This is a genomic window from Pseudomonas sp. NMS19W (assembly GCF_051554255.1).
Taxonomy (GTDB): domain Bacteria; phylum Pseudomonadota; class Gammaproteobacteria; order Pseudomonadales; family Pseudomonadaceae; genus Aquipseudomonas; species Aquipseudomonas kribbensis.
Window position 1 is genome coordinate 3,751,139 of the sequence record NZ_CP136718.1, and the last position, 23,101, is coordinate 3,774,239.

At 61.5% G+C, this 23,101-nt stretch carries 27 protein-coding genes and 1 pseudogene; 12 read left to right on the forward strand and 16 right to left on the reverse strand.

The window, feature by feature from the left end:
• Positions 1–3: 3 nt before the first annotated feature.
• Genes R1A29_RS17025 through R1A29_RS17035 form a run of 3 tightly spaced genes read right to left on the reverse strand, consistent with a single transcriptional unit; the run spans position 4 to position 2,254 of the window.
• Positions 4–414 carry an SRPBCC family protein gene (locus R1A29_RS17025; RefSeq protein ID WP_248742102.1) on the reverse strand — a complete coding sequence of 137 codons (411 nt, stop codon included), beginning with the start codon at positions 412–414 and terminating at the stop codon, positions 4–6.
• A gap of 23 nt (positions 415–437) precedes the next feature.
• On the reverse strand, positions 438–1,235 hold the full coding sequence (locus R1A29_RS17030; RefSeq protein WP_085711559.1) for an SDR family NAD(P)-dependent oxidoreductase: 798 nt from the start codon (positions 1,233–1,235) through the stop codon (positions 438–440).
• Positions 1,232–2,254 carry an aldo/keto reductase gene (locus tag R1A29_RS17035; RefSeq protein ID WP_438299000.1) on the reverse strand — a complete coding sequence of 341 codons (1,023 nt, stop codon included), beginning with the start codon at positions 2,252–2,254 and terminating at the stop codon, positions 1,232–1,234. The genes R1A29_RS17030 and R1A29_RS17035 overlap by 4 nt, the downstream gene beginning before the upstream one ends.
• 113 nt (positions 2,255–2,367) lie before the next feature.
• On the opposite strand from R1A29_RS17035, the gene R1A29_RS17040 reads away from it, so the two are divergent.
• Together R1A29_RS17040 and R1A29_RS17045 are read left to right on the forward strand one after the other, a co-directional pair.
• Positions 2,368–3,267 carry a LysR substrate-binding domain-containing protein gene (locus R1A29_RS17040; RefSeq protein ID WP_438299001.1) on the forward strand — a complete coding sequence of 300 codons (900 nt, stop codon included), beginning with the start codon at positions 2,368–2,370 and terminating at the stop codon, positions 3,265–3,267.
• A gap of 190 nt (positions 3,268–3,457) precedes the next feature.
• Entirely contained in the window at positions 3,458–3,829 is a 372-nt protein-coding gene (locus R1A29_RS17045; RefSeq protein ID WP_438299003.1) for an endonuclease domain-containing protein, read from the forward strand.
• Between the two features lie 215 nt (positions 3,830–4,044).
• On the opposite strand, the gene R1A29_RS17050 is transcribed toward R1A29_RS17045, so the two are convergent.
• Positions 4,045–4,962: a pyridoxal-phosphate dependent enzyme gene (locus R1A29_RS17050; RefSeq protein ID WP_438299004.1), complete on the reverse strand. Its 918-nt coding sequence runs from the start codon at positions 4,960–4,962 to the stop codon at positions 4,045–4,047.
• Between the two features lie 164 nt (positions 4,963–5,126).
• Here R1A29_RS17050 and R1A29_RS17055 point away from each other — a divergent pair, with 164 nt between their 5' ends.
• A complete protein-coding gene (locus tag R1A29_RS17055) occupies positions 5,127–5,786 on the forward strand; it encodes a methyltransferase family protein (RefSeq protein ID WP_438299005.1) in 660 nt (219 codons plus the stop codon).
• Here the strand turns inward: R1A29_RS17055 and R1A29_RS17060 are convergent.
• Together R1A29_RS17060 and R1A29_RS17065 are read right to left on the reverse strand one after the other, a co-directional pair.
• The gene (locus R1A29_RS17060; RefSeq protein ID WP_438299006.1) at positions 5,780–6,448 is read right to left on the reverse strand and encodes an HAD-IA family hydrolase; all 669 of its coding nucleotides are present in this window, start codon (positions 6,446–6,448) and stop codon (positions 5,780–5,782) included. The genes R1A29_RS17055 and R1A29_RS17060 overlap by 7 nt on opposite strands.
• A gap of 63 nt (positions 6,449–6,511) precedes the next feature.
• Positions 6,512–6,925, reverse strand: a complete 414-nt coding sequence (locus tag R1A29_RS17065) for a response regulator (RefSeq protein ID WP_085711565.1) — start codon at positions 6,923–6,925, stop codon at positions 6,512–6,514.
• A gap of 187 nt (positions 6,926–7,112) precedes the next feature.
• On the opposite strand from R1A29_RS17065, the gene R1A29_RS17070 reads away from it, so the two are divergent.
• The gene (locus R1A29_RS17070; protein ID WP_438299007.1) at positions 7,113–8,054 is read left to right on the forward strand and encodes a class I SAM-dependent methyltransferase; all 942 of its coding nucleotides are present in this window, start codon (positions 7,113–7,115) and stop codon (positions 8,052–8,054) included.
• Here R1A29_RS17070 and R1A29_RS17075 read toward each other — a convergent pair.
• The gene (locus R1A29_RS17075; RefSeq protein WP_438299008.1) at positions 8,051–8,635 is read right to left on the reverse strand and encodes an NAD(P)H-dependent oxidoreductase; all 585 of its coding nucleotides are present in this window, start codon (positions 8,633–8,635) and stop codon (positions 8,051–8,053) included. The genes R1A29_RS17070 and R1A29_RS17075 overlap by 4 nt on opposite strands.
• 100 nt (positions 8,636–8,735) lie before the next feature.
• Here R1A29_RS17075 and R1A29_RS17080 point away from each other — a divergent pair, with 100 nt between their 5' ends.
• Entirely contained in the window at positions 8,736–9,377 is a 642-nt protein-coding gene (locus R1A29_RS17080; RefSeq protein ID WP_438299009.1) for a TetR/AcrR family transcriptional regulator, read from the forward strand.
• Between the two features lie 183 nt (positions 9,378–9,560).
• Here the strand turns inward: R1A29_RS17080 and R1A29_RS17085 are convergent, their stop codons facing one another.
• Positions 9,561–10,187: a TetR/AcrR family transcriptional regulator gene (locus R1A29_RS17085; protein ID WP_248740765.1), complete on the reverse strand. Its 627-nt coding sequence runs from the start codon at positions 10,185–10,187 to the stop codon at positions 9,561–9,563.
• Positions 10,188–10,351: 164 nt separating this feature from the next.
• On the opposite strand from R1A29_RS17085, the gene R1A29_RS17090 reads away from it, so the two are divergent.
• The gene (locus tag R1A29_RS17090; protein WP_438299010.1) at positions 10,352–10,792 is read left to right on the forward strand and encodes a hotdog fold domain-containing protein; all 441 of its coding nucleotides are present in this window, start codon (positions 10,352–10,354) and stop codon (positions 10,790–10,792) included.
• 68 nt (positions 10,793–10,860) lie between these two features.
• Here the strand turns inward: R1A29_RS17090 and R1A29_RS17095 are convergent, their stop codons facing one another.
• Entirely contained in the window at positions 10,861–11,547 is a 687-nt protein-coding gene (locus R1A29_RS17095) for a GNAT family N-acetyltransferase (protein WP_438299011.1), read from the reverse strand.
• A gap of 184 nt (positions 11,548–11,731) precedes the next feature.
• Between R1A29_RS17095 and R1A29_RS17100 the strand changes: the two genes are divergently transcribed.
• Positions 11,732–12,058: a YXWGXW repeat-containing protein gene (locus tag R1A29_RS17100; protein WP_085711572.1), complete on the forward strand. Its 327-nt coding sequence runs from the start codon at positions 11,732–11,734 to the stop codon at positions 12,056–12,058.
• Positions 12,059–12,100: 42 nt separating this feature from the next.
• Entirely contained in the window at positions 12,101–12,313 is a 213-nt protein-coding gene (locus R1A29_RS17105; protein WP_438299012.1) for a YXWGXW repeat-containing protein, read from the forward strand.
• Between the two features lie 6 nt (positions 12,314–12,319).
• On the opposite strand, the gene R1A29_RS17110 is transcribed toward R1A29_RS17105, so the two are convergent.
• Positions 12,320–12,877: a YceI family protein gene (locus R1A29_RS17110; protein WP_438299013.1), complete on the reverse strand. Its 558-nt coding sequence runs from the start codon at positions 12,875–12,877 to the stop codon at positions 12,320–12,322.
• A 54-nt stretch (positions 12,878–12,931) separates the two neighbouring features.
• The gene (locus tag R1A29_RS17115) at positions 12,932–13,837 is read right to left on the reverse strand and encodes a LysR substrate-binding domain-containing protein (RefSeq protein ID WP_438299014.1); all 906 of its coding nucleotides are present in this window, start codon (positions 13,835–13,837) and stop codon (positions 12,932–12,934) included.
• Positions 13,838–13,957: 120 nt separating this feature from the next.
• Here R1A29_RS17115 and R1A29_RS17120 point away from each other — a divergent pair, with 120 nt between their 5' ends.
• Entirely contained in the window at positions 13,958–15,388 is a 1,431-nt protein-coding gene (locus R1A29_RS17120) for an amidase (RefSeq protein WP_438299015.1), read from the forward strand.
• Positions 15,389–15,443: 55 nt separating this feature from the next.
• Here the strand turns inward: R1A29_RS17120 and R1A29_RS17125 are convergent, their stop codons facing one another.
• Together R1A29_RS17125 and R1A29_RS17130 are read right to left on the reverse strand one after the other, a co-directional pair.
• The gene (locus R1A29_RS17125) at positions 15,444–16,799 is read right to left on the reverse strand and encodes an MATE family efflux transporter (protein ID WP_438302059.1); all 1,356 of its coding nucleotides are present in this window, start codon (positions 16,797–16,799) and stop codon (positions 15,444–15,446) included.
• Positions 16,800–16,961: 162 nt separating this feature from the next.
• Positions 16,962–17,735, reverse strand: coding sequence for a hypothetical protein (locus tag R1A29_RS17130; RefSeq protein WP_438299016.1), 774 nt, complete (start codon positions 17,733–17,735; stop codon positions 16,962–16,964).
• 159 nt (positions 17,736–17,894) lie between these two features.
• Between R1A29_RS17130 and R1A29_RS17135 the strand changes: the two genes are divergently transcribed.
• On the forward strand, positions 17,895–18,464 hold the full coding sequence (locus R1A29_RS17135; protein WP_438299018.1) for a chorismate mutase: 570 nt from the start codon (positions 17,895–17,897) through the stop codon (positions 18,462–18,464).
• 124 nt (positions 18,465–18,588) lie between these two features.
• Complete coding sequence (locus R1A29_RS17140; protein WP_438299019.1) at positions 18,589–19,068, forward strand: phage infection protein; 480 nt, start codon at positions 18,589–18,591, stop codon at positions 19,066–19,068.
• A gap of 72 nt (positions 19,069–19,140) precedes the next feature.
• Here R1A29_RS17140 and R1A29_RS17145 read toward each other — a convergent pair whose 3' ends face one another.
• The 3 genes from R1A29_RS17145 to R1A29_RS17155 all read right to left on the reverse strand — a co-directional run bounded on the left by R1A29_RS17145 (position 19,141) and on the right by R1A29_RS17155 (position 22,049).
• Positions 19,141–19,476 (reverse strand): hypothetical protein, encoded by a 336-nt coding sequence (locus R1A29_RS17145; protein ID WP_085711582.1) that lies wholly within the window; start codon positions 19,474–19,476, stop codon positions 19,141–19,143.
• Between the two features lie 131 nt (positions 19,477–19,607).
• On the reverse strand, positions 19,608–20,696 hold the full coding sequence (locus tag R1A29_RS17150; protein ID WP_438299020.1) for a polyamine ABC transporter substrate-binding protein: 1,089 nt from the start codon (positions 20,694–20,696) through the stop codon (positions 19,608–19,610).
• A gap of 51 nt (positions 20,697–20,747) precedes the next feature.
• A complete protein-coding gene (locus R1A29_RS17155) occupies positions 20,748–22,049 on the reverse strand; it encodes an NAD(P)/FAD-dependent oxidoreductase (protein WP_438299021.1) in 1,302 nt (433 codons plus the stop codon).
• A gap of 160 nt (positions 22,050–22,209) precedes the next feature.
• Between R1A29_RS17155 and R1A29_RS17160 the strand changes: the two are divergent.
• Positions 22,210–23,092: pseudogene (locus R1A29_RS17160) on the forward strand (LysR substrate-binding domain-containing protein).
• Positions 23,093–23,101 lie beyond the last annotated feature (9 nt).

The following is a 23,101-nucleotide window of genomic DNA, read 5'->3' on the forward strand; positions in this document are numbered from 1 at the left end:
AACTCAGGCCGGGTAATTGGCCCGCAGCGCCTCCAGTCCACCCTGATAGATGCCGCTGAACAGCGCCACCACTTCCTCATCGCTCACGCCCTTGGCCGTGAAGCGCCCCGACCACGTCACCTTCGCGCCCTGACCCTGGGCTTCGACGCGAATCGTCGCCAGATAATCGGTGGCGGGAAACGGTGCCTGCAGGATCGAATAGCTGTAAGTCTTGCCGGCGTTATCGAAGCTTTCCAGACGCTCGACCACTACCCCGCCGTCGGCGGTTTGCAGGCTGCGTACACGCCCGCCTTCACTCAGTTCACTCTTGGGAATGAACGGCAGCCAGTCCGGCAGCGTGTTGAAGCCGCCGATCAATTGCCAGACCTGATCGGCCGAAGCCGGGATGTCGATGGATGCTGTTGCTGTTGCCATAAATAAATGTCTCTCTCAAAAATTCAGATTGCCAGGCTGTCGACCACACCGCCGTCGACGCGCAGTGCGGCGCCGGTGGTGGCCGAGGACAGCGGTGAAGCGATGTAGGTCACCAGGTGCGCGACTTCTTCGACATTGGCCACGCGCTGGATGATCGAGGTCGGACGGGCCCGGCGCACAAACGCGTCGGCTTCGTCCCGCAGGCTGCGACCGGATTCGGCAGCGGCATCCTTGAGCATCTCTTCCACGCCGTCGGTGAAGGTCGGCCCCGGCAGGATCGCATTGACCGTGACGCCAGTGCCCGCCAGCCGTTTGGCCAGACCATGAGACACCGCGAGGTTGGCGCTTTTGGTCACGCCGTAATTGATCATGTCGGCCGGGGTCGCCACGCCGGATTCCGAAGACAGGAAAATCACCCGGCCCCAGCCCTGCTCGACCATCGCCGGCACGTAATGCCGCGACAGGCGCACGCCGGAGATCACGTTGATTTCATAGAAGCGCGTCCATTCATCGTCCGGCGCATCGAAGAAATCCACGGCGTTGTAGATCCCGAGGTTGTTCACCAGGATGTCGGCTTTCGGTTCGGCGGCGAACAGTTTCTGCGCACCTTCGGCCGTGCCCAGATCCGCCGTCAGGCCGCGCAGTTTCGCGCCCGGCACTTTGTCGCGAATGCTCGCCAGTGCCTGTTCGACCTTGGCCGCGTCGCGACCGATCACCACCACCGTGGCACCTGCCTCGGCCAGCGACTGGCTGATGCCCAAACCGATTCCCGCCGTGCTGCCGCTGACAATCGCCAGTTTTCCGCTCAGATCGATCTTCATGCTTTCACCTCATCGATAGGTAATGGTGCACGTTCGGACACCAGTTTCGCTTCACGCATGGCCTGCCAGAAACCGGCAGGAATCACCTCCGACAGCGCTGCTACGTCTTCGGCGATCCGCCCGGGTTTGCTCGCGCCGGGAATCACCGCCGCCACCGCCGGATTGGCCAGGGAGAATTGCAGCGCCGCTGCTTTTACATCCACACCATGGGCCGCCGCGATGCGTTTGATCTGCTCGACCTTGGCAACGATCTCAGGGCTGGCCTTCTGGTATTCGAAGTGCGCGCCACCGGCCAGAATCCCCGAGCTATAAGGGCCGCCGACAACGATTTCAACGTTCTGCGCCCGCGCCGAATCCATCAGGCGCTGCAGGGCCCGTTCGTGGTCGAGAAGAGTGTAGCGGCCGGCCAGCAGAAAGCCGTCGGGCTGCGCTTCGGCCAGATCAAGGGTCAATTCGCAGGGTTCGACCTTGTTCACGCCAAGGCCCCAGCCCTTGATCACGCCTTCTTCACGCAGACGGGTCAGGACTTTGAAGGCGCCGGTGCGGGCCTGGTTGAAGTACTCCAGCCATTGATCGCCGTAGAAATCCTGAGCGATGTCGTGGACCCAGACGATGTCGAGGCGATCGGTTTTCAGGCGTTCGAGGCTGTCTTCGATCGAGCGCAGCGTGGCGTCGGCGCTGTAGTCGTTGACGATCTTGTTCGGGCGGCCGTGTTCGAACACCCCGCTTTTTTCGCCCAGATCCCGGGCGGCGGCGTCTTCGACTTCATCGAGAATCACCCGGCCGACTTTGGTGCTCAGCACATAGTCGTCGCGCTTGTAGCGGGACAGCGCTTCGCCGAGGCGGATTTCCGACAGGCCCGAGCCGTAGAACGGCGCGGTGTCGAAATAACGCACGCCGGCATCCCACGCCGCATGCACGGTGGCCTGGGCTTCTTCTTCAGGAATGGCGCGGAACATGTTGCCCAGTGGCGCAGTGCCGAAGCCGAGCTGGCCGGGCAGTTTGTCTTTCAAACTCATGGGGATTTCCTCGTAGTGTCTGGGTCGTGGTTGACCGTTGAGCAGATCCTAGATTGCGACACTCAGACCGTCCAAGACATAATGCGCAGCACTTGAGTCCCTAAAGGTCTGACATGATCGATTTCCGCCAATTGCGCTACTTCGTGGTCGTCGCCGAAGAAGAGCACGTCGGCCGCGCGGCCGAGCGCCTGCATATTTCCCAGTCGCCCCTGAGCCGACAGATCGCCCAGCTCGAAGAGCGCCTGGGTCTGACCCTGTTCGAACGCAGCCAGCAACGCATCCGTCTGACCCGTGACGGCCAGACATTCCTCGCCGAAACCCGCGCCCTGCTGACCCACGCCAATCGCCTGGAATCCCTCGGCAAGCGCCTGGGCCGGGGCGAAGAAGGTGGTTTGTGCATCGGTTACATCGAAAACGCCATGCACGCGGGCGTCCTGCCCAACGCCTTGCGTGTGCTGCGGGTGGATCGGCCGAACGTGCATGTTGCGCTGTACAACCTCAACTCCGCTGAACAGCTTGAAGGGCTGCGTCAGCGCAGCCTCGATATTGCGCTGGTCAGTGAACCGCCGGCGGCGGACGATCCGGATCTGCTGGGTTTTCAGGTACTGGATGACCCGATGCTGCTGGCGCTGCCGGAACAGCATCCGCTGGCGACTCAGGCTTCGCTGAGCCCGGAGGATCTGGCCACTCAGGAATGGATCGGCGTGCAACCGCGCCAGGATGCGTGCGACGACTTCCTCAGCGCCTGTCTGCGTGCCGGCTTCACCCCGGATGTGCGGATGCAGGCGACCGAGCCGTTTACCGCGCTGGGGCTGGTCGCTTCGGGGCTGGGGATTGCAATGATCCAGAGAGGCCTGAGCCACAACGCCCCGCCGGGTGTGGTGTTGCGGGAGGTGCCTTGGCTGGCGTTTACCACGCCGTTGTGGGCGGCTTGGCATCGGGTCAATTTGCGGCCGTTGGTGGAGACATTCAGGACGGTGCTGACGGGCTCGGACATCTCGGGCGCCAGATAATCCGCTGGCCCCTCATCGGAACGCCGCCCGCCTAACCCTCTCCCCGAGGGAGAGGGAACTGATCGGGAGATATTGACGTGATGCAGCGACCTGAAAAATCTAGTGTGAATCCATGATCAGGTTGATCCGGCACTGACGGTTTGTCCGGTCTACAGTGAATCTTCCATCCCACTTCACAAGGACGTGAAGCATGCAAAATCGCCCTACCCTCGACCAACGCCGATTCGCCCACCGGTTGCGCGCCAGCCAGACCGATTGCGAGCAGATGCTCTGGCAAAGGCTGCGTGCGCGGCAGGTGGCGGGGCTGAAATTTCGGCGGCAGGTGCCGATTCCGCCGTTTGTACTGGATTTTTATTGCGTGGAGTTGAGGTTGGCGGTGGAGCTGGATGGGGGTCAGCATTATGAGGAGGCGGGAGAGGTTCATGATCGGCGGCGGACGCTCTATCTTCAGCGGCTTGGGATTGAGGTGGTGCGGTTCAGTAATCTTGAGGTGATTCAGCAGATGGGGGATGTTTTGGAGCAGATTGTCAGGATCGCGGAGGATCTGAGATCGCGGTCCTGATCCAGAAATCGCCCTCACCCTAGCCCTCTCCCGGAGGGAGAGGGAACTGATTGGGGGATATTGCCGTAATACATCGACCTGAAAGATCTGCAGTGAATCCATAATCGACTCGGTTTTTCAGGTCGATGTATCCCTCAAGACACTGCGGTCGGCCCCCTCTCCCTCCGGGAGAGGGCTGGGGTGAGGGAAAGCGGTCGACACAGAAATCCGAGCATTCAAATCCCGAAACGCGCCCACCCCGCCACCAACTGCGCACTGATACTCACCCCGCCACAAACAACAATCACCACATCCCGAGCCTCCGCCAACGCCGGATGATCAAGATAAGCCACCGCCAGCGACACCCCGCACGCCGGCTCCACCAGTTGCCGCAAATCACTGGCATAACGCACCACGCCCATGATCGCGTCGTCATCGGACAGCACCAGGCATTCGTGATCGAACTCGCCGATGTGCTGCACCGGCCACTTCGCTACCTGCGCGGCGCCCAGGGAGGTGGCGACGGTGTCGATCTTGCTCAGGCGCACCGGGTGGCCGGCCTCGACGGCGGCGGCAAACGAGGCAGCGCCCAGGGTTTCGCAGGCGATGATCCGGCAGTCACGCCGATCATGGCGCAGCAGTCCGGTGAGAATCCCTGCGAGCAATCCCCCGCCGCCGACCGAGGTGACCACAGTGTCGACCTGCGGGCAGTCTTGGAGGATTTCATCGATCATGGTGCTGTGCCCCTCCCACAACACCGGGTGGTCGAAGGCCGGGACATATTCGGTGTCTGCCGCGCTGGCCAGCTCCCGCGCTCGCTGGTTGGCTTCGTCCCAGACCTTGCCATGGACGATGACTTCGGCGCCGGTGCGGCGGATGCGGGCACGGGTCGCTTCGGGGGTGGTGTGCGGTACCACGATGCAGGCTTGCAAACCCAGACTGGCCGCCGCCACCGCCGTGGCGAGGCCGGCGTTGCCACCGGACGGGCAGACGACTTTGCGCTTGCCCTGCGCCGCCGCCTGACTGCACAACAAGCCCATGCCCCGCAGTTTGAAAGAGCCGCTGGGTTGCAGGTTTTCCAGTTTCAACCAGATACGCCGGGAGGTGGTCGACAGAGTCGGATGGAGGATCAACGGCGTGCGGATGTGCAGCATGGCGGGCTCCTGTTGAGGCCACGTCCGGGCGACCGCTGCGTCGGAGCGTGGACGGATGAAAGCGAAACGTCCCTGTCTGAAGCTTAGTCCACCCTGTTCCCTGAACGGTAAACGCCGGGGATCGTGCCGGGATCTACACTGAACGGAACAGCCGTGAGGTGCCTATGAAAATGTCAGCGCAAATGACCGTCGTCGCGGTGCTCGCCACCCTTGCCTATCTGGGTCTGGCGATGTGGGGCATCGGTGGCGTGGCGGTGTTCTTCTCCCACGGATCACTGGTGGTCGTGGCCCTGGCGACGCTGGTGATGGTGGTGGTGTCGTTGTTCAGCGAAGTGAACCTCAGCTCCGGCGAGCGCGAGGACCGGGCCAATCGCTGGGTGCTTCCGGCGTTCGGCGTGATCGGACTGGTCAGTGGTTTTCTCCCGGCCTGGTGCGATCGTATCGGTTTCTGGACCGTGGGCAGCGAAGGCACCCGCTGGCTGGGGGCGTTGCTGTTCATCGTCGGTGGGGCATTGCGGCTATGGCCGGTGTTCGTACTCGGGCATCGGTTCAGCGGACTGGTGGCGATTCAGCCGGGGCACCGTCTGGTAACCGATGGCATCTACACACGCCTGCGCAATCCCAGCTATCTGGGGCTGGTCGTCAACGCACTGGGCTGGGCCCTGGCATTTCGTTCGGTGGTCGGGATCCTGCTGGCGGCGCTCACGCTGATCCCGCTGATCGCCCGTATCCACTCGGAAGAAGCCTTGCTGCGCACCCAGTTCGGCGCCGAATACGACGCCTATTGCGCGCGCAGCTGGCGGTTGTTGCCGGGCGTTTACTGAGGTTGCAGACGCAACTGGCCGTCGCTGTCGATACTCAGCGCAACCTCGCGGTAGCTGGCGATGGTCGCGTGTGCAGTCTCGATCGGATGCTGGTGGGTCGACGTGATGATCATCAATGGCGCACCGGCTGCCTCAGCGGCCTGAATACCGACAGTCGCGTCTTCGAATATCAGGCAATCGGTCGGTTTCAGTCCCAGACGGTTCGCAGCCAGTCGATAGCCAGCAGGGTCTGGTTTACCTGCCGTCACGTCTTCGGCAGTGATCATCACCGCCGGCTCCGGAATCCCCGCCGCCGCCATCCGCCGCAACGCCAGATCCCTTGGCGCCGAGGTCACCATGGCCCACTGATTTGCCGGCAACGACTTGAGAAACGCCGCCGCACCCGGAATCTCGACAATGCCTTCAACGTCTTCGATTTCCGCTTCGGTGATGAACGCCGCTTGCGCCTCGGCGTCCACCCCCGGCAGGTTCAGACGTGTGATGGTGTCGACGGCGCGCACGCCGTGGATGGTCGGCAGGAACGACTCAACATCCACGCCATGACGCTCGGCCCAGGCCGCCCAGATCCGCTCGGCGGCGGCGATGGAGTTGAGGACGGTACCGTCCATGTCGAACAGGAACGCGCCAAACGCGCGATTGAAAACAGCATCGTGAGCAGACAAGGGATCGCATCCTTAGGCAGAGCCGGGCAAATGTGCCCGGCAATGTAGCATCTGCCACCGGCCTCAGTGCAGACGCGGCGCCTTGGATTTGAAGGCGCCGTCCACACAATCGAGCAACTGACCGATGGCCCAGGGCTTCTTGATGAACGCCACCGGATGGCGGACGCCGGAGGTTTCCGGCGTTTCATAGCCGGACATGACCATCACCGGTTTCTCCGGCCAGCGCTCGCCCACCAGGTTGGCCAGGTCCGCGCCGTTGAGGGTGCCGGGCATGGTGATGTCGGTGAGCAGCAGCGCGACTTCCGGCGCGTGCTCTTCCAGGTATTGCGACGCCGCATCGGCACTGGTCTGCGGCTCGACCTTGAACCCTTCCTCCTGAAGAATTTCGCACAGAAACTCCAGAATCAACGGATCGTCTTCCACTACCAGAATCAACCCGCCAGGAAGGTGCGCGCTCGACGTCGGAATTGGACACATGAACTGGCACTCCCTGAATTGCATGAACGATTTAGCGGCATGATCCCGCTGCTTATCTGGTATGAGCAGCGCCTTGTACATAAATTCATTTTTGATACAGGTCTTTTCGATAACGCCGCTCGGCGGGCCATCGCCACGGCGCTTTTGTGGTTAAAATGCCCGCCCTTTTGCTGGCCGATCCCGATTGATGAACCCTCAAGCCCTCGCCGTTCTCCACGCCCATCTGCTCACCGCGCTGACCTCGGCCCTGGCCGAAACCCGGCGCCTGTTCCATGGTCGTGGACGCTGCTGGCCGGGGCTGGAGCAAGTCACGGTGGACTGGATGCAAGGCGTGGTGCTGGTGTCGCTGTTCAAGGAACCCGAGGCTTCGCAACTGGAAGAACTCAAGCGTCTGTTGCTGGAAATCACCGGCTCGGCGCCATGGCAACAGTCCGGCGCCCACACCCTGTTGATCCAGCACCGTTACCTGCCGCAAAGCACCGCCGAATGGCTGCTGGGGGACGAGATCGACGAGATGACCATCGTCGAGGGCGGGCTGAAATACCGCGTGGATCTGGGCCGCAAGCAGAACGCCGGGCTGTTCCTCGACATGCGCTACGGGCGCAATTGGGTGCGCGAGCAGGCAGCGGGCAAGCGGGTGCTGAACCTGTTCGCCTACACCTGCGGTTTTTCGGTAGCGGCCATCGAGGGCGGTGCCAGCCATGTGGTCAACCTCGACATGTCCCGTGCCGCACTGAGCCGGGGCCGCGACAATCACCGTCTCAACGGGCATGACCTGAGCAAGGTGAGTTTCCTCGGCCACGACCTGTTCAAGTCCTGGGGCAAAGTGATCAACAGCGGCCCGTACGATCTGGTGATCATCGACCCGCCGTCGTTCCAGAAAGGCAGCTTCCTGCTGACCAAAGATTACCAGCGCGTGCTGCGCCGCCTGCCGGAACTGCTGACGGCGCAAGGTACGGTGCTGGCGTGCATGAACGATCCGTCGTTCGGTTCGGACTTCCTGATCGACGGCGTGACCCAGGAAGCGCCGAGCCTGCGTTTCGAGCAGCGGCTGGAGAACCCGCCGGAGTTTCCGGATATTGATCCGGAAAGCGGTCTGAAAGCGCTGGTCTTCAAACGCATCGACTAGCGAAAAAGCCCTTGTCCGAGTTCGAGCGCGGCCTGCAACTGCACCGCAGGATCGCCCGACTCGGACTCCAGCAACATCGCCGAGCCCGCCACCGTCGCCCCGCAGTAATCGAAAATCCCGTGATCGATCTGCGCCTTCATCGCCGCACCGTAGCCGTGGCGGTCGTAGGTCCGTGCATCCGCCCCGCCGAGTGCGACCAGATGCACGCGCAGGCGTCCGAGTTTCTTCAGGGTCGAATCGCCGTCGAAATCAAACGCCCAGCCATTGCTGAACACCCGGTCGATCCAGCCCTTGAGCAGCGCCGGCATCGACCACCAGAACACCGGATAGACCAGCACCAGCGCATCGGCGCGGTCGATCCGAGCCTGCTCGGCCAAAACGTCTGCCGGTGGTGCTGACTCACGGTGATGCACCGCCCAGTCGGCCACGCCGAAACGCGGGTCGAATTCCTCGGCGTGCAAGTCAGCAATTTCGAAGGTGTTGGACGGATCGTTCTCCGACAGGCCTTTGGCGATTTTCTGCGCCAGCGCATGAGTCAGCGAACGGGGATCGTCATGAGCCACAACAATCAATGCGTGCATGGGGAAATCTCCGGTTGGTGATTGCTGACCAAGGGCTTATCCTTTTGATAAGCTACACTTAGTAAGTTACCTTCAGTAAGTTACGTTTGGTATATAAGCAATGTCAACCACTGAAATCCCCGAATCCGCTCAACCCCGCCGACGCCTGTCCCGGGAAGACCGCCAGCGCCAGTTGCTCGACATGGCCTGGCAATTGATTCGCGAAGAAGGCACCGACGCCCTGACCCTGGGCTATCTGGCGGAAAAGGCCGGTGTGACCAAACCGGTGGTGTATGACCACTTCACCACCCGCGCCGGTTTGCTGGCGGCGCTGTATCAGGATTTCGACAGGCGCCAGACCGCACTGATGGACGCCGCGCTGGACAATTGCGAGGCGACATTGAGCGGCACTGCCTCGGTGATTGCCACGTCGTATGTCGACTGTGTGTTGACTCAGGGCAAGGAGATTCCCGGGGTGATCGCCGCCCTGGCCAGTTCGCCGGAACTGGAGAAGATCAAGCGCGAATACGAGGCGATTTTCCTGGAGAAATGCCGCCGTGTGCTGTTGCCGTTCGCTGACGGTGGCGACATTACCCAAGCGGGATTGCGCGCCATGCTCGGTGCCGCCGAGGCGCTATCTCAAGCTGCGGCCACCGGCGAAATCAGCGCGGCGCAGGCCCGCGACGAGTTGTTTGCAACCATCACCGCAATGGTCGAAAGGGCCGCCGCCAGCGCCGCAAAGCAAGTGACTGACGGTACTTGAGACCGCCCGGGCACCTTCCTAGGATGGAGATACGCAGCCGCTTGGTTCGCCAAACCGCTGCGTAGGTGCGGGTGCCCTGAACCCCAATCAAGCCCGCACCTTGTTTCACGCGCATCTTGAGCCTCACGGGCTCTACTTCCTCCCCATCAAAGAGTCTTGAGGCTCTTTTTTTGTCTCTGAAAATCAGCGTTCCGGTTCGCGGCGAATCGAGCGCCACGTGGCCTGCGCCAGCAACTCGCGATAAGCCTTCGGACTGCCCTGCACTCTTCCCGACAACCACGCGCGGCAGTAGCTGTCAGCCTGACCGACGATCAGCGACGGCAGCAACTCGGCCGGACATTCATTGAGTTCGGCGGCGCGCCCGGATTCGCTCAGCCAGGTGCGCAGACCCTGGTTGCGCGTCCTGTTACGGTCGGCGAGCTCGTCCTTGTGCGGCCCCCGGGTCACGGCATAACGCGCGTGATACTGGAACCGCGCCCATTCCGGCTGGTTTTCCACCCAGTCCACATAGCTGTAGACCAATGCCTGCACGCCCTCCTCGGTCGTTGTCGCCTCGGCCAGATAGGCGTCGCGCAAGCGCGCCTGATCTTCCAGCGCAGTGAAAAACAACGCGGCCACCAGTCCTTCCTTGTTGCCGAAATGGTGGTAGATCGCGCCGACGCTGGTGTCGCACTCGGCGCGGATCATTTCGATGGTGGTGGCCTCGATCCCCTGCTCGTTGAACAGGCGCAAGGCCTGGCGAAAGATGTCGCGCTTGAGTTCGGCCCGGCGTCCGGGGTAGCTGCGCTCGAGTAGATCTGCGGTGTCCATGGGGTTGAAGGCCTTGTGAATCCGGTTGAAAGGCACGGCCGTGCCGGTGATCGAAACGCGCCTAGGTTGACAGATTTCCCACGGACAGAATACCGTTCCGTTACAGAACAATATTCTGTAACGGAACATCATTCTGTAAATTCCCCTAATCGCGAGGCTTCACCATGAGTCAGTTTCTCAGCATGTTCACCAGCGCAGGCCCACAAGCGTTCAGCCAGATGGCTTGTCAGGTCGCGCCGTATTTCAGCAGCATCAATCCGTTGGTCAGTGATCTGCGCGCAGGCTCGGCGACGGTGCAGGTGCCGTTCCGCCGCGAGATCACCAACCATCTCGGCACCGTACACGCCATTGCCATGTGCAACGCCGCCGAACTCGCGGCCGGGATGATGACGGACGTGTCGATCCCCGCCGGCGCCCGCTGGATTCCCAAAGGCATGACCGTCGAGTACCTGGCCAAGGCCAAATCCGACGTGACCGCGGTGGCCGATGGCGAAGGGCTGGACTGGCAGACCGAAGGCGACAAGATCGTGCCGGTGGACATCCACGACGCCGAGGGCAAGAAGGTGTTCACGGCACGAATCACCATGAACGTGAAGCTGTCCTGAAATCACGGGCACAAAAAAAGCCCTTGTTGCGGTCATTCGCAACAAGGGCTTTTTTGCCGTTGGCCGACTCAGTGCACGGTCAGGCGCTGGCGGACAAATTTTTCGGTGTGACGGGTGACTTGGTCCAGGTGCCGGTCACGCTGTTTTTCGGCATCGACCATCGCCCGTTTGCCGTGCTTCTGCAGCAGGTAGGTGTGAATCTGCTGCACCTCCAGCGAGCGGTAGATCGGCGTGGTGTCGATAAAACCGCGCAAACCGTTGCTGCGGTAATGCCGGGTGCTCATCAGCACTTGAGTCTCCAACTGGCCCAGCACTTCAAAGCCCAGCGCCTCGAAATACGGGACTTTACCTACGCTGCACGTCAGTTCGGCATGGGGGTAACGCGCAACCATGTCAGCAATCAACGCACGGGCCACGCCCTGGCGGCGATGCTGCTGATCGACCGCCAGATAGGCCACATTGCACGCCTCCCAATCGCCCTGCACCGGCAAGTACAACAAGAAGCCGATTACCTGTTCCGGATCATCGTCGTCGGTGGCCACCAGCAGTTCCACTTCGGTGCCCTTCTCGCCGTTCAGCGCCTCCAGATACAAATGCACCTCGTAGCCGACCGCGTACTGATAGACGTTGTACAACAGGTTGCTCGGGCCGAGACCGATGGCGCTGATGTCGGTCAGGTAGTCGACCACCATCTGCAGGATCTGGCTGTTGACGCCTTCGGGGCACGGGGATTTGTAGTGGGTGATGCGGGGCATGGCGGGTGAACTCCGGCGGTAAAACACAGGTTGCCGGGCGGGTTGAGCGACCGGCGAACCGCGACATCATACCTTGTGCAAGCCTGACAAAAATTTCATCTGCCGGTGAGCGGACTTTTCGCCCGTTTGGCGTCCAATTCTTCAACTGCGTTCATTTTCCCGACGCAGGCCCTGAGGAGTTGTCATGAACGTTCTGCGTTCCCTGTTGAAATGGCGAAAAGCCCTGCTGCTGGTGCCCGTGACGCTGGCCGCGCTGGCCAGTTCCCCTGTGTTTGCCCAACCCGAAATGATCATCCGCGAAGCACCGCCACCGATGCGCATGGAACCGATGCCCGGTCCACGGGCAGGTTATGCCTGGGATCGCGGCCACTGGCGCTGGGAAGGCCGGGGTTATGTCTGGATGCCCGGTCACTGGCAACCGGTGCGTCACCGCGGCGCACGCTGGGAACCGGGCCACTGGCAGGCGCGCGGACCGAACTGGTACTGGATTGAAGGCCATTGGGTGCGTTGATCGCGCAACCGTCCGCCAACGTTACCCACCAGGAACATCACCATGTCGAAAACCCTAAAAACCTTGATCACTGCCACGCTGGTGGCAATCACCCTGTCGGGTTGCGTCGTCGAACCGGTGCGCCCGCACCGCCCACCACCGATCGTCGAAGTGGTTCCGGCGATGCCTGCGCCGGGCTATCACTGGGTCGCCGGGCATTACCGCTGGGCCGGCAACCAATGGCGCTGGGTGCCGGGGCACTGGCGGGCGTATTGAGTCCGGTCACTGGGCCGGTGCAACGACCTTGAACTTGATCGCGATGTCGTTCGAGACCACGGTGTCGGCCCACTCGCCGGCACCGAGGCCAAAGGCATCGCGCTTGAGCACCAGTTCACCGTCGAAGATGCCGATGCTGTTGTCCGGTTTCAGATGCACCGGCACCTGCACTTCGCGCGTGATGCCTTTGAGGGTGAGCCGGCCGGCCACCAGGTAATGATTTTCATCGACCCGGCTGAAACCGGTCGATTCGAACACTGCCGTCGGAAACTTTTGCGTGTCGAACCACGCCGGTTTTACCAGTTCGGTATTGGCGTCTTCGCTGCCGGCGTCGATGCTGGTGAGGTCGATGTGCAACGTGGTGCGGGCGTTGCTCAGATTGGCAGTGTCGAAGTCCAGCGTCGCGTCGAACTTGCCGAACGTGCCGTACATCCGCGAGCCCATCTGGTTGTAGGTGAAGCTGATCTGGCTGGCGGCGGTATTGACCCGGGTGTACTCCACCGCCTGCGCCGTCGGTATGACGATCAGGCAACACACGGCAGCCAACAACAATCGAATCGACATGGGATGCTCCGGCGCCTCGGTGGGCCTCGATTGACTTAAGCAAACAACCGCCGCTTACGCCACTCCGTCCGGCATGTGCGTCTTCAGGTAACCGATCAACGCCGTCACCTTGGGCGATGGCAGATGCTCGCGAGCCGTGACCGCGTTGAGATCCTGCGGCGGACCGATCCACTCCGGCAACACCCGGATCAGGCGTCCGGCCTGCACATCCGCTTTCATGCTCTGGTCCATCGCCAGACTCAATCCCTCGCCGGCGAGCAACGCATCGTGCAACAGCGCCGGGTCGTTGGCCAGGATAGCGGGCTCGACACGATAATCTTTCAGTCGCGCCCCTTCCCGACGCAATGGCCAGACATAACCGACATCGCGCCGGGCCTGATGCAGCGTCAACGTCTGATGGTGAAGCAATTCTTCCGGCGTTTGCGGTGTACCGTGGCGGGCGAGGCATTCCGGGGCCGCGTAAATGCCCGTGGCAAAACTGGCCAGTCGCCGGGCGATCAGACTCGAGTCCGGCAGTGCCCCCAGCCGCAGTGCAACATCGATCTCCTCGCCCACCAGATCCATCGGCACGTGGGACGCAAGAATCTCCAGGCGAATTTCCGGGTACGCCTGACGAAACCCCGCCAGCAGCGGCGCAAACCAACTCACCCCGAATGAAAACGGCACCGTCACCCGCAACCAGCCACGGGGCCCGTCCCGCAATTGATGCACCGCCCGTTCGGCGTGCTCGAGTGTGTCGTCGATGGATTTGCACTGCTCGTAATACACCGCCCCGGCCTCGGTCAGGCTCAACTGACGGGTGGTGCGACGCAGCAGCTGCACCCCGATGGCCTGTTCCAGCTCGCGCACCCGGCGGCTGACCGTGGTCTTCGGAATCTGCAAGGCATGGGCGGCGGCGGTGAAACTGCCGAGGCGCACCACGCAGACAAACACCAGCGTGTCATTTAAGTCACGGATCATTTCGGGCCTGCCTGAGGGCAATTGACTGTGCCATTGATGGCACATTTCATGCCGCGATTATGGGCTAATCAGTTGAGACCCTGCGACCTAATATCGACGCTCCCTCTCGGAGTGCTATCCATGAACCTCAACGAATACGCCGAACATGACGGCATCGGCCTCGCGCAATTGGTTGCCTCAGGCGAAGTCCACGCCAAAGAGCTGACCGCTCTGGCCCTCGAAGCGATACAGCAGGTCAACCCGGCGATCAACGCCGTCATCGAGCATTGGACACCGACCGCGACCACGGGCAGCGGCCCCTTGGCCGGGGTGCCGTTTCTGATCAAGGACCTGGCGATCACCGCAGCCGGGCGCCGCAATGAATTGGGTAGCCGACTCGCGCAAGGCCTGGTCGCGCAAAGCGATTCCACGCTGATGCAACGCTTCAACGCCGCCGGGCTCATCAATCTGGGCCGAACCACCACCCCGGAAATGGCGTTCAGCACCGAAACCGACTCCCTCCTGCAAGGCCCGACCCGCAACCCGTGGAACCCGCAACTGTCCGCCGGGGGCTCAAGCGGCGGCGCCGGTGCGGCGGTCGCAGCGGGCATCGTGCCGATCGCCCATGCCACCGACGCGGCAGGATCAATCCGCGTTCCGGCCGCCTTCAACGGGCTGGTGGGCCTCAAACCGACGCGCGGCCGAAGCTCCCACGGACCATTGATGGACGAGGTGTTCGCCGGGCTCGGCGTGCAGTTGGGCCTGTCGCGGACGGTGCGCGACAGCGCGGCGCTGATGGATGTGGTGCAGGGCTGTGCGCCGGGAGATCCTTATTACACGGCGGCACCGGCCGAAGGTTTTCTGGCTCAGGTCGGCCGCGACCCAGGACGCTTGCGTATCGGTTTGCTCGATGCACCGTGGAACGGGGCCAGCGTCGATCCCGAGATCAGTGATGCCACCGCCCGTGTTGCCCGTGAGCTTGAATCCCTCGGCCATCAGGTTGAAACCGTGCGAGCGCCGCTCGGTCTGTCGTGGGACGCGTTCGTCGAGGCCAACGCGCACATCTGGTGTGCGAGTCTGGTGCGCTGGATCGACCATCTCGCCGCCGCTACCCGGCGGCCAGTCGATCGCAATACCCTGGAACCGGCCACCCTCGCCTGTTACGCGTTCGGCCAGCAATCGCGCGGCACGGATTTCGCCGCCGCGCTGGAAGTGCGCAACAGCGTCGCCCGGCAAGTGGCCGCGTGGTTCGAGTCCATCGACATCCTGCTGACCCCGACCCTGCCGCAACTGCCGCAAGCCATCGGCCTCTACAATCGAGACGCCGACATGCTGGATGGTCTGCAATGGACGGCGCGAGTGTTCGAGCATTCGCCCTTCACCCCGGTGTTCAACGTTGCGGGAACACCGGCCATCTCTCTGCCATTGGGGATGTCACACAGCGGCCTGCCAATCGGTGTGCAACTGGCGGCACACTTCGGGGCTGACGATGTTCTGTTGCGTCTGGCCGCGCAACTGGAGCGGGTGTTGCCGTGGCATCACCAGCGGCCGCTGATTCACGCTGGCCGCTGAAAGCAAAAAAGGGCCGTTCCTCCGGGAACGGCCCTGCGCATTCTGACGGTAAGTCCTACACCAGCCGCTCGATTTTCTGATGCTGCCAGACCAGTTTGTAATACAGCGTCTGCAGTACCAGCATCCCCAGATACGCCACCGGAAACGCCATCCACACGCCCTGCAAACCAAACTGCCCGTCCAGCCAGTACGCCGCCGGCAACTGCACGCCGACCACGCAAATGATCGCGATCGCGACGGGCACCAGCACGGTGCCGCTGGCGCGCATGATGCCGCCGATGATCGCCTGGAAGCCGAAGATCAACAGGCTCCACAGCATGATGTGCAGCAGGTGCTCGGCCATGGCCCGGGTCGAGTCTTCGGTGAGGAACAGCCCCAGCAACCAGTGCGACAACAGATACCCGAGCACGATCAGGCCACCGGTCAGGCACACGTTGATCCACAACCCGGTGCGCAGGATCGGCCCCATCCGTTCCAGCCGTCCGGCACCGATCGCCTGGGCACCGAGGATCGACGCGGTGATCGCAATCGACAGCGCCGGAAACTGCACGTAGTTGACGATCTGCGTCACTGCGCCATAGGCCGCCGTTGCCTGGGAGCCGTGCTGGTTGACCAGTGCCAGGATCACCAGCTCCGACAGCGACAGCACGATCATCTGCACCCCGGTCGGCAGGCCGATGCGCAACACCTTGCCGAGAATCGCGCCGTCCAGACGCAACGACGCAAAGAACTCCCGATCCGGCGCCAGCGGATGGCCCTTGCGGATCAGGCTCCACGCCAGCCACGCCATCGCCGCCAGCGTACCGGCCAGACCGGCGAACGCCGCGCTCTGAATGCCCAGTTGCGGCAAGCCGAACCAGCCGCGAATGAACGCCGGGGTCAGCGCCAGACCGACAACGGTCGACAGCAGCAGCGCGAGCATCGGCGACAGCGTGTCGCTCACCCCGCGCAACAGCTGGGTGAACAGCACGTACACCAGCACAAACGGCAAGGTCCACATCATCACCCGGGCGTAGGAAACCGCGTCATCCAGCACATCCGCCGGCGTACCCAACCCTTGCAACGCCTGACGCGCAAACACACTGCCAAACACCGCCGCGACCAGCCCGATCAACACCCCCAGCAACAGCGTCGCCCCGGCAATCGCCTTCACCATATGCGACTCACGCGCGCCCCAGGCCTGACCGATCAACACCCCTGCCCCGGCCCCCAGACCGATGACCAGCGCGATGAAGAAAAAGATGATCGGAAACATCCCCGATACCGCCGCCAGCGCCTGGGTGCCAAGCATCTGGCCGATGTAGATGCTGTTGACCGTGCCCGACATGGATTGCAGAAAGTTCGACAGCACCATGGGGGCGAGGAACAGCAGGTAGGTTTTCCAAAGCGGTGTTGGGGCGGTGGTTTGCATTGAAGGGAGGTCCATCTCGACTGCCGGGAACAGGTTGAGGATAGCTTCGGTGACTTCCGAGCGATGAGCAATGAACTTCTCGGATATTGCAGAAGTTTTCATCTGTGCCCCTCAAGGCTCGACAGATTCATCTTCATCGCTGATTGTTTTCCCTCACGCCAGCTATTGCTGCTTCGGGCTTTGACTCTTTTGTTTCAGCCGTAAACCGTCTGTCTGGCACCCAGCCTCAAGTGCGTGCTGCAGATCCTGTTGCGATTGAGCGCTGACAGGGGACGAGTAATCGGCGGCCAGATAATAGAAGCCTTCGGCACGTGCCTGATCTGCTTCGAGCAACGTGGGTTGTGCCAGTAACCTTATCCTTGCGAGTGGATCTTCATCAGCCTTTGGCGGTTCAACTGTTCGTTCAAAACAGTACGCATGGCTGACGGCAAATGGGTAATACCCCAGATAGGCGTCCTCGGCGTTCAACGCATTACGCAAAAGTACCCGGCTCTCGTCGTAACGAGGCGTCTTGGGAACCGTGTCACTGCACTTTGCGTAAACGATGGCGCCGACCAACAGACCTTTTCTGGCGGAATCGCCATAGAGTTCGCAGGCCTTCTCACGTTTTTTTTGCAGATCGGGATTCATCGGGTCGCCGAACTCCGTCATCCGGGCTTTGTAAAATACAGCGGCGGCATTACCTTCCGTGATCGACTGAGTCAGATAGCGTTCAGCCTTGTTTTTGTTCTCAAGAATTTTTTCCCCCACAGCTTTCGCTTTTGCCTTGTCCGGGTTGTCTTCGGTCGCCATCAACAGAAGCTCCTTCGACAGCGTCTGCCAGTCCCAGGATGCAGTCAGGTACTGATTGAACGAGTCAGTACCGGGCGGCTCCGTCTCGGCAACAGCGATTGAACACACAAAGAAAATCATCAGAGACATCAGATTGCGAGGCATCGAAATTCCTTTTTTCTCGGAGATCAGCACCGAGCCATAAAATAGAGACAAGCCTGTATCGGTCGCCAGCGAACGGAGTTGAATGCAAATCGCATCTGCCCTCTTCTGCTTAACCGTGATAAACCGCAGGCTTGTCCATAACCTTTGAGATCATGCTCCATGCCTCGCGCCTTGCGTTTAGCTACAGTCGTTCTTTTGTCTCTATGTGCCGGCATCGCCGGCGCTGCCACTTCCTCTCCAGCTCCAGAGACTCTGCAGCCATTGCTGGCAACCCTGAACGAACGTCTGAACATCGGCGATCTCGTCGCCCTGACCAAATGGGACAGCGGCAAGCCGATCCAGGACAGCCCACGGGAAGCCCAGGTCATCGCCAATGCCCGGGCGCTGGCCACCGAACGCAAACTCGATCCGGAAGACGTAGCGCAATTGATCGCCGCGCAAATGGAAGCCAACAAACTGGTGCAATACGGTTTGCTCGCGAAGTGGCAGGCGGCCGGCGCTGCGCCGGGCACGCCGCGTCCGGACCTGGGCAAGCAGATTCGTCCGCGCCTGGATGAGCTGCAAACCCGGCTGTTGCAGCAATACGCCGACTTTACGCCCTATCGTCATGACTCGAATTGCCCGACATGGCTGGCCAAGGCGCGCAGCGGTTTGACCCACGACGCGTTGCATGAACTGGCCCTGATCCGTGCCACCGGCGAACTCTGTATTCGGACAACAGCCCCGTGAATCGGGGCCCACGCATCCATCGCTGGCGTCGATAGTCACCATCACGTCAATGAAGTTCTCATAAAAAATCCCGGGCGTAACATCTGCTCCATACCAACCCAACAACACCCCGGAGCACACGATCATGAAACGCCAAATCCTTCTCGGCATCGCTTTCTCGGTACTTGCAGTCAACGCTTTTGCAGCCAAACCCGCTCACACCATGATCGCCGAAGGCGGTTCGGATCGATTGATCGAACAGCGTGTAGCTGAAGGTGGTTCGGATCGTCTGATCGAACGCCGTGTTGCCGAAGGTGGTTCGGATCGTCTGATCGAACGCCGTGTTGCCGAAGGTGGTTCGGATCGTCTGATCGAACGCCGTGTTGCCGAAGGTGGCTCGGATCGTCTGATCGAACGCCGTGTTGCCGAAGGTGGCTCGGATCGTCTGATCGAACGCCGTGTTGCCGAAGGTGGCTCGGATCGTCTGCTGGAACGCCGCGTTGCCGAAGGTGGCTCGGATCGTCTGCTGGAACGCCGCGTTGCCGAAGGTGGCTCGGATCGTCTGCAAGAGCGCCGCGTTGCTGAAGGCGGCTCGGATCGTCTGATCGAACGCCGCGTCGCATGACCTGAAAACGCTTTCGCAAGACAAAGAAAAGCCCGGCCTGATCAGCCGGGCTTTTTCACATCCAACCGTCGCTTACTGAACGGTTTTCAGCTTGACCACATCACCGGAGACCTTGGTGGTGTAGCCGCTCAGAACCCATGCCCAGAACCAGTTTTCCTGAACCTGGGTGTTGATCATGGCATCGCCGCCCTTGGCCTGGATGGCGGCCTCTTGAGCGCGGACGAAACGGCTGTTCTGCCGGATCGGGATCACGCCGAACAGCATCAGGCCGGTGGCGGTCGCTTCGCTGTGGCCAATCACGGTGTACTGATTGCTGTCGTAGTGCTTGGTATTCATCGGGGTGCCGGTGCAACCTGCCAGAACCACACCGAACAGTGCGGCGGCGACTACTTTGCTGAGGTATTTCACTGCAAGACTCCATGGGTAAACGCCCGGGATCCATCTCTCGGGCGGCGCACACTTTACTGGAGGCAATGGCACATTGGTATCAATCTGGAAATGTTTCATGAAGCGCTGCCAGCAGCGCATCACGAGTCTTTTCAGGTATTGGTCTTCAATTTGGTCCACAGCCGCGTCGTCAACCGCGCAATCGCCGCCGGCAACTCTTCCACGGTGAACAACTTGTCCATCACCTCTTTCGGCGGGTAGATCGCCTGATCCTGCTCCACCGCCGGCGTCAGGAACTCATTCGCTGCCGCGTTGGGGTTGGCGTAGTGAATGCTGTTGCTGATGTTGGCGATCACTTTCGGCTCAAGCAGGTAGTTCATGTAGGTGTAGCCGTTCTTCTGGTGGGGCGCGTTCCTGGGCATGACCACCATGTCGAACCACAGCGTTGTGCCTTCGTCCGGGATCGAATAGGCGATGTCGATACCGTTTTTCGCTTCCTTGGCACTGGCCGCAGCCTGGACCACATCGCCGTTGAAACCGATCACCGCACAGACGTTGCCGTTGGCCAGATCGCTGATGTACTTCGACGCGTGGAAGTACTGCACGTAAGGGTGAATCTTGAACAAGGCCGCCTCGGCTTTTTGGTAATCCGCCGGTTCATGGCTGTGTGGCGGCAGGCCCAGGTAGTTGAGGGTGATCGGCAACACCTGGGTCGGGTTGTCGATGATCGCCACGCCGCACTGGCTCAACTTCTTGATGTTGTCCTCTTCGAAGAACATCTTCCACGAGCGGGTAACGTCCGTGTTGCCGAAGATCGCCTTGATCTTCTCGACGTTGTAACCGATGCCGGCGGTGCCCCACATGTACGGATAACCGTATTGATTGCCCGGATCGTTGACTTCGAGTTTCTTCATCAACTGCGGATCGAGGTTCTTCCAGTTCGGCAGTTGCGACTTGTCGAGTTTCTGGATCGCGCCGGCCTTGATCAGCCGCGACAGAAAGTGGTTTGACGGACTGACCACGTCGTAACCGGTATTGCCGGTCATCAACTTGGATTCCAGCACTTCGTTGCTGTCATGGATGTCGTAAGTGGCCTTGATGCCGGTGGCTTGGGTGAAGTTGGCCAGGGTGTCGTCGGCGATGTAGCCGTTCCAGTTGGAAATGTTGACCGCTTCGTCGGCCAGGGCGCCGGTCGATGCCGTCGCGAGCAGGACCGCCAGGGGAAGTGTGTGGACGCGCATGTTCTGTCACCTGAATTGAGTGGCTTTTGTTCTTGTGGGATGTGCGGAATTTCAGATTTCTGTTCTGGCCCTGACCGCCTCCACGCGCATGCGAAGCATGGCACCGATATCGAAGAAAGGTCGCGGCGGCAGCCAGCCGGGTTCGGCCCGTTGCATCACCGATTGCAGCAAGGGCGAGTCGACGCCCGATGCCAACTCCACCAACAGTCGTCCCCACAGGGTTCCGCGCGCCACGCCTGAACCGTTGCAACCGGCCACGGCGAAAACGCCCTCCTCAACCCGGTCGAAATAGGCCTGGCCGCTACGGCTCGCACTCAGGTGACCGGTCCAGGTGTAGCGAATGTCTTGTTCGCCAAGGAACGGAAAACGCCGTTGCAGACCGCGCACATGGTGTTGCCGACGCAAAACCAGTTCGCTGTTGGACAGGTCTCGCGTGCGGTATTCGGCGGTGTTGCGGATCATCACCCGGCGGTCCGGGGTCAACCGCACGGTCGCGCCCAGCGGCCGGGTCGACAGCACGCCCCACGGCTCGACCGAACCGATGGCCGCGAATTCCTGATCCGTGAGCGGACGCGTGAGACTGGCAGTCAACTCCATCGGGAACGTGGCGCTGTCGCGGATGCCGACGCGGGGAATGAAGGCATTGAGGCACACCAGCACCTGTTTCGCTTCGATACTGCCTTCGGCGCCTTGGGCACGCAGGCGCCCTTGGCCCACGCGCTCAAGACCGGAAATATCGGTGTTCTCGAACACCGTGACGTTGTCCGGGAGCGCATTGAGCAAACCCTTCACATACTTGGCCGGTTGCAGCAGCGCATTGCCATTGCCGCACCAGATCGCCGCCTGATAGTGGCGAGTGCCGAGCTTCTGGCTCAGCGCCTCGCCTTGCAGAAACTCGGCGCGGGCACCGAGGGCGCGCAGCGTGGCCAGTTTTGCGTCGACCTGATTGAGCTTGGCCGGGTCGTTGACGGCAAAGAAATAACCGCTGTCACGAAAGTCGCAGTCGATGGCGTGTCGGGCTATGCGTTGGCGGACTTCTTCGCTGGCGGCGCGGGAAATTGCCGTGTCGACTTCAAACCCGGCAAAGCCTGCGGCGCCGATCAGTTCGCTGTCGGCCGGGTGTTCATGGGCGACCACGAATCCCGAGTTGCGCGCCGAAGCACCCTGCGCCGCCGATTGCCGATCCACCACCACAATCCGCGCCTGGGGGTGCAATTGCGCGAGGTTATGCGCGGCGCTGAGCCCGGTGATGCCGGCCCCGATCACCAGCCAGTCGGCTTTTTGCGCCCCGCTCAGGCGGCCACGTGCCGGGGCGCTTCCGGCTTGCGCGATCCAGCCACAGATATTGTCCATGCATCACCTCGTAAGACTGTCGTTCGGCGGCTTGCCTTCTTGGGATACCCATGCGTGAATCGCATGCCCGTGTTGTGGAGATTGCCGCCAGAACTAGAATCTATAGGGTCTTCAAACGCCTCACCAACGCTAAGAAATCATCGAGCCATTCTGAAAACGCATGGATAAAATTCGCCACGTCCCGTCCCTGCAAGCCATGCAGGCACTGGTCGAAGTCGCCCGATGCGGCAGCTTCACTCAGGCCGCGCAGACGTTGTGCCTGACCCAAAGCGCCGTGAGCCGGCAGATCCAGCAACTGGAAAGCCACTTCAATGTGGCGCTGTTCGTGCGCACCAGTCGCAACCTGCACCTGACCCCGGAAGGTGAACAGGTCCTGGCCAGCGCGCGGAGCATTTTCGAGCAACTCAAAAACCTCGAAGAACGCCTCACGCCGCAGAAGCGCCCGTTCCGCATTCGCCTGCATGTGTCGCTCGCGGTGCGTTGGTTGCTGCCCAGGCTCAGCGACTTCTATCTGCACCATCCCGAGGTCTCGCTGGCCATCGAAACCGTCGCCACCGAAGTCGTCGAGCCCACCAGTGACAGCGACGCGTACATCCTTTATTTGCCGACGGCATCGAGTGATCCGGACTGCCTGACGCTGTTTCAGGAAACCCTGGTGCCGGTGTGCGCCCCCGGTTTGGTGGACGCCCCCTTTCAGTCGAAGAACTGCAGCGTTTTGCCTTGCTGCATCGCTCGGCGGATCGCCAGGCGTGGATCGAATGGCTGGCCGCGAACGACGGCAAACCGCTGGAGGATTACCGGCACATCCCGTTCAATCTCGATGAACTGGCACTGGATGCGGCGGCGCGGGGATTGGGTGTGGCGGTGACGGACATGACGCTCGCGGCTGAGTCCATCGAGCGTGGGGTGTTGGTGGTGCCGTTCGGACAGCCGCTGAAAACAGGGGGATTTACTCGTTGTGCCTGCAGCCGTCAGCGGCAGCGCATCCGGCGTGTGGGGTGGTGATGGGGTGGTTTGCCGGTCAGGCCGAGCAGGAAAATTGAACGCGGGAA